General features: G+C 52.5%; 5 protein-coding genes. All 5 read right to left on the minus strand.

Going from position 1 to position 5696, the window contains the following annotated elements; all coding sequences use genetic code 11:
- A partial coding sequence (locus tag VAE48_RS15235) for an APC family permease (RefSeq protein ID WP_322794189.1) occupies positions 1-512 on the minus strand: 512 nt, incomplete at its 3' end.
- A gap of 131 nt (positions 513-643) precedes the next feature.
- Positions 644-1849: a saccharopine dehydrogenase family protein gene (locus VAE48_RS15240; RefSeq protein WP_322794190.1), complete on the minus strand. Its 1206-nt coding sequence runs from the start codon at positions 1847-1849 to the stop codon at positions 644-646.
- Positions 1850-1901: 52 nt separating this feature from the next.
- Positions 1902-3488, minus strand: coding sequence for a sodium:solute symporter family protein (locus VAE48_RS15245; RefSeq protein WP_322794191.1), 1587 nt, complete (start codon positions 3486-3488; stop codon positions 1902-1904).
- 219 nt (positions 3489-3707) lie between these two features.
- On the minus strand, positions 3708-5066 hold the full coding sequence (locus tag VAE48_RS15250; RefSeq protein ID WP_322794192.1) for an aminotransferase class III-fold pyridoxal phosphate-dependent enzyme: 1359 nt from the start codon (positions 5064-5066) through the stop codon (positions 3708-3710).
- A gap of 54 nt (positions 5067-5120) precedes the next feature.
- Positions 5121-5612, minus strand: a complete 492-nt coding sequence (locus tag VAE48_RS15255) for an Lrp/AsnC family transcriptional regulator (protein WP_322794193.1) — start codon at positions 5610-5612, stop codon at positions 5121-5123.
- Positions 5613-5696 lie beyond the last annotated feature (84 nt).

Consider the following 5696-nt stretch of genomic DNA (forward strand, 5'->3'; position numbering starts at 1 on the left):
GCCAGACGCGCCCCGCGGATGTTCAGGGCAGTGATGACCCAAATCAAAATCAATGCAACCCCCCAGGAAAGCACCCAGGCCGGCACTTCAATCCCGTTGATCACCGCCCCCGTCCGCAGCGCGGGGATGAAATAACCCAGATAATAAGCCGCAAGCACGGGGTAAATGGAAACATCCACCCAGGCAACCACCCAGTTCATCCAACCGGCCATGAAGCCGGCGAAAGGACCGAAGGCCTGCTTGACCCAGTGGTAATAGCCGCCTTCGACCGGCATCATGGAGGTCATTTCCCTCACCAGCAGCATGTTGGGGATGCTGAAAACCAGCGGGGTGATGACAATCAACAGGAGCGCCATGCCCGGACCGGACAGTCCGACCAGCGGCTCAATACCAAAGGCCCCGCCGCAGACGGTAAAGTAAATGAGGCCAAATAACGGCAGCAAGGTTAACTCCCGTTTCAACTTTTTCGCCTCTTGCTGAATCACCTGTCCTTTATTTTCAACCACAGCCATGAATCACCTCCAAATTAATGACCAAAGCTGAACGAGATATACCATCCATTTTATACAGGTTTTTCAGATTCCTTTGCGGATTCCTGCGGGTATTTGCCTGCTTAGGCGGGTGGTTTTTTCACCCCAAATCCTTACATCTCCTTAATGCCGTAAGGAAATCCGTATTCTGCCATGCGCTCCATAAAGGGAAGCGGATCGAACGCCTCCGGGCCGAGCACGCCTTTGCCTTTCCAGATGCCCTTCTCGATCAGTTCAAAGGCGATCACCGGGTTGAAGCCGGTCTGTGCTACCACCGCCTGAACGCCGAACTTCTGCATACATTCCTGATTGTCCGCCACCTGATAGATATAAACCTGGCGGGGCTTTCCATCCTTTTTCCCTTTCACCCAGGTGCCGGCGCAGGTTTTCCCGAACATGCGGTCACCCAAATGGGCGGGGTCGGGCAGACAGGCGGCCACCACATCACGGGGGGCAACCATCACGCCCTTAACATGGATGGGTTCTTTGTTGTCCAGCCCGAGCATTTTCAAAGTCTTCAGGACGTTGATGAACTGGTCGCCCAAACCGTATTTGAAGGTCACTCGTTTGGCTTTGACCCAGCGCGGAATGAGCAGCACTTCTTCATGTTCGACATTGACACATTCCACCTTGCCAATGCCCTCAGGAAACTCAAAAACCTCCGGCTCCGAGAACGGTTCGGTGGTGTACCAGCCCTTGCCCTCTTCCCAAATCACCGGCGGATTCAGGCACTCCTCGATGGTGGTCCAGATGGAAAAATTGGGGGCAAACTCATACCCGCGCACTTCCAGGTTGGCGCCATCCCGAATGCCGATTTCATCAATATCATCGAAGAGATAATCCTGAGCATAGCGGGCGAAGACATCCGCCATGCCCGGTTCGACCCCCATCCCCACCAGCGCCAGAAGACCTTTTTCTTCCCATTGTTTGGATTGGGCGAATTGCAAATCTCCCAGTTTCAGGCCGGGCTGATGGTAGGGGTCCTTTTCGTTCGGCTCCGAGAGGGACATGGCCATGTCCATATAATGACAACCGACATTGTAGGCGGCGTTGAAGATGGGCATGTTGTAAATCGGATCGCAGGCATTCATGATCAGGTCAACCTGATACTTTTTCGCCAGTTCTTCGACCAGCTCCTGCCGTGAAGCATCTACCCATTCGGTGGGGAATCGCTGCGGGTCAGCCAATTTCCGCTGGACTTCTTCCAGACGATGGGTATTGAAGTCGGACAAGACCATTTTCTCAAGCCAGGGTTTTTTGGCCGACATCACCGCAATGGCCTCACCCACGCCACCTACGCCAACAAGTAAAATTTTCATGTTCTTACTCCTTTCGTGATGATTTTGGTTCTCCGAAAGTGGACAAGCCGTTTCAGGGGATTTTTCGTAAAGCATCTTTCAAGGGCAGCAAGCCCAGGCGGTCTTTGGTTTCGATTACCTGATAATCCACATCGGTCAGGGGTTTGGGAGCATCTCGCTTTTGAGTGAGGAGCGAAACGACGACCACCAGCAGCACAGAAACCAGAAAGGCCGGCACAGAACCGATGTAGGCTGCATCCCAGATGGCCAGCTCGCTATCCCCTGCGTTGATTTCCAGAGTGGTCGGATAGAGGATGGGAAGGGTGATCAACCAGGTGATCCAACCGCCCAGGAAGCCTGCCAGCGCGCCGCTCTGATTGGCTTTTTTCCAGTACATGCCGAAGGCAAACGGAGCGAACATGCCTACTAAAATAACCGTCCAGGCAAACACCGAAAGTTTGTAAATGGTCTGCGCATAAAGCGCCATCAACAGACTCATCAGCCCGATGACAAACACCATCAACCGCGTCCAGGCCAGTTGGGATTTTTCGGTCAGTCCTTTTTTGAAGAGCGGGAGGATATTTTCGGTAAATACGGAAGCGCCGGCCAGAATCGAGCTATCGGAGGTGCTCATCAACGCGGAAGCCAGCGCGGCGATAAAGATCCCTGCCAAAACGGGAGAAAGATGTTCGGTTGTGGCGGTGACGAGGATAAATTCGGTTTGTTCGGGGGCAATGTTGGGATTCATGGCAAACATGGCAATGCCAATCAAGGGGGAAAGCACCCCAAAGCCCAGATACAAAATGGCTGCCAGATACGTTCCGTGCACCGCCGTTGCCTCATTGCGGGCGGACATGGAGCGCTGCATCAAGTCCTGCGCCGCTATCGAACCCAGCCCCAAAGCCATCCAGGCTCCAACCCAATAAGTCCACCCCAATCCACCGGTGTAACCGAGGTAGCCCTCTCCCTCGATGGGCAGAAGGGTGAAGGGTTTACTGACGTACAACGAGCCGGCATTCGAGATGAAGGCATCCCATCCGCCGACCGCCCGCATGACGGCCACAAAAATCAAGGTGATTCCCCCAGCAGTTAAGAACATCTGGATGAAATCCAGCAAAGTATCCGCCCACATTCCCCCCATCATGGTGTAAGAAACCACAATCAGCGCCACGAAAAGCATGCCGGTGGTAACCGGCCAGCCGAACAGGGCGTGAACAATGTTGCCGCCCGCCACAATTTGGGCGGCTGTCCAGCCAAAGTAGGTGATCATCTGGATGATGGAGCCGGCAATCCCCATCCATTTTCCGAAGCGGCGTTCAAAAAAGTCAATAATCGTCAGGTAGCGCGCCCTGCGCATCAAGCGGATGAAGAAAAACCCAGACAGAAAAAGGCACAAAGCCGCCCCAAACGGATCAAACACAACCCCTTGAAAACCGTACTGGTAGGCAGTCGAACTGGCGCCCATTAAGGTTTCGGCTGCAAACCAGGTTGCCATGATGGATGCGCCGGTCAGGTAAATGGGCAGTCTTCTGCCGGCTACAATGTAGTCGGTCGTGTTGGAAACTTTGCGGGATGCGTAATAGCCAATCCCAATCCGGATGGCAAAAAACAGGATGATGAAGAAAACAATGATGGTTGTGTTGGAAACCGGAAATTCCATCTTATTTTTTTCTCCTTCACAAAAGAACTGTTTTTAACCTCAATTCGGGATAAATCATTTTTAGATCAACTTTCGATTGTTCATCCCCCTCCCGCCTCCCCCAAAATCGCCCCAGCGATTTTGGGGAAAGCCCATGGGGGCATTGGCATCGCATGCCGGGTTTTGATCGTATCCCGAACTCACGTGTTTTTAGGCCGTTGAACTTCATGTCATTGCAAATTACCCACCTCGCTCAATTTCCCTCAGGGTATCTTCCAACCGATTCAGTACCTCATTGATTTCTTCATAAGTAATGATCAGGGGAGGCTCAATCCGAATGGTAGTCGAACTGATCAACGTGCCGGCGACCAGAACGCCGCGCTTGAACAGGCCGGCAGCCACTTTATAACCGGTGGCGCTGTCCTTGAAGTGCATCCCAATCAACAAACCCTTTCCTGTGATGCGGTCAAAAATATCCGGAAAACGCTGCGCCAGCTGATTGAGTTTGGGAATCAAATAATCCCCTTTTTCAGCGGCAACTTCCCATAATTTTTCGCGCAAGGTGACGTTGATGGCGGCAATTGCCGCGCTGCACGCCAGTGCACCCCCTCCGGTGGTTGTGGTGTGAATGAATGGATTGGGGTACATCATCACCTGCCAGATTTCTTCCGTGGATGCAAAAGTGGAAATGGGCATGACCCCGCCGCCCAGCGATTTGGCCAGGGCGACGATATCCGGTTTTACATCCCAATGGTCCACTCCCCACAATTTGCCCGTCCGGCCCAGGCCGGTTTGAACTTCGTCCGCGATCAACAAAACCCCATGTTTGCGGGTCGCTTCGCGGATGCGCGGCCAGAAATCATCCGGCGGGACAATGGCGCCTGCCTCCCCCTGAATGGGCTCCATGATGACTGCCGCGATTTCAACCCCCACTTTCTCGCAGATATCCAGCTGTCTTTCGACGGCTTCTGCATCCCCAAACGGCACATGATAAACCGGTCCGCCGTATAAAATTCCGGGCGGTTGGCGGTAGTCGGACTTGCCCATCACACTCAAAGACCCCAGCGTCTTGCCGTGGAATCCCTTCAGCGCGGTGATGAAACCGGGTTTTCGTGTATACATTTTGGCCAGTTTCAGCGAGCCTTCGATGGCTTCGGTACCTGAGGCGCAGAAGAAGCAATATTTGATGTCGCCGGGTAAAATTTCGGCCAGGATCCTGGCCAGTACGCCGCGTAGAGGATCAATGAGTTCCTGAGAGGGCATGGGGGATCGCTCCAGTTGAGCCTTGACCGCGGCAACCACTTCCGGGTGTCCCCAGCCGAGGTCCATCATCCCGTAGCCGCCCAGGCAGTCAATGAACTTTCTGCCCAGTACATCCTGAAATTGAGCCCCTTTGCCGGTCCATTCGGTCATCGCCCAATCGCCGGCCTCGGTCACGGATTTGCGATATTCCAGCCAGCCTTTGTTGAAGTGTTCGGCAAAATTGATTTTGGATTCCTCGATGATCCATTTGGCCACATCTTCCGTGACTTCGCTTTGTCGAATAATGCTCAACCAGCGATTCGAATATTCAACGGCCCAATCATAGGCTGAATTCATAACTCACTCTCCTTGAAAAAAATCGGCATTTTCAAGATGCCGGTTGCTCAGGATTTATGATTTGGGATTCTGATTTTCAAAGTACGATGCCGGAATCCGCCAGTGAGAGTCATCTTTGACGATAAAGGGCACTAAAGAAGTGATGGTTTTTTGCACGCCGGGTATTCTGCCAATCACTTCGGTTACAAAGGTATACAGTTCCTGGTTATCTCTGGCGACGACCTGAACGCTGATGTCCCGCTCGCCTGTCGAACAGGCCACATAACTGACGTTCTCAAAGCGGGAAATTTTCCCCGCTACGTCCAGAATCATGCCCGGTTCAACTTGAATAAAAATATCGGCAATGACCGGAAAGCCAATTGCCTTTGGGTTTACCACGGCGGTAATGCTGATGACCCCCTCATCCACCAACCGTTGAATTCGATATCGTACCGCGCGTTCGGTAATTCCCCCAATCGTCCGCGCAATATCACTGGCGGGCATCCGCCCGTCAATGGTCAACAGATCAATGATTTGTTTATCCGTCCAGTCCAGTTTGATGTTCATTCTAGAAATAGTATAGCCATTTTTCCGAAAAATACAAGAGTTTGATTTTAAATTTCCGTTTTCGTCATTAATTTTCTCGATTTA

The sequence above is a fragment of the Bellilinea sp. genome, assembly GCF_034432615.1.
GTDB lineage: Bacteria > Chloroflexota > Anaerolineae > Anaerolineales > Anaerolineaceae > Bellilinea.